The organism is Streptomyces sp. GbtcB7, assembly GCF_019091445.1.
In the GTDB taxonomy this organism is placed as follows: Bacteria; Actinomycetota; Actinomycetes; order Streptomycetales; family Streptomycetaceae; genus Streptomyces; species Streptomyces mirabilis.
Genome location: NZ_JAGXJM010000453.1, coordinates 1 through 250, shown reverse-complemented (window position 1 = coordinate 250; position 250 = coordinate 1). Strand labels below are relative to the sequence as shown.

Genomic DNA, 250 nt, shown 5'->3' with positions numbered 1-250 from the left:
ACGACACCGCCACCACCACCGTCACCCCTAACCTCCTCGCCGGCCTTGCCCCCATCGGCCTGGCGATCTCCCCCGACGGCACCCGCGCCTACGTCACCGACAACGTTCAGGCAAATGTGCGGGTGATCGATACCTCCACCAGCACCGTCATCGGGACCCCCATCCCCGTAGGCCCCAGCCCTGACGAGGGGGCGATCACCCCGTGCGGCACCCCCGCCGACGCCGCCGGCGCCGCCTCGGTGAGTGTGTT

1 protein-coding gene is annotated in these 250 nt (G+C 70.8%); it reads left to right on the top strand.

Translation table 11 applies throughout. The features are described 5' to 3' along the window. On the top strand, window positions 1-250 hold a 250-nt coding region (locus tag KVT44_RS56480; RefSeq protein WP_368857626.1), incomplete at both ends, for a YncE family protein.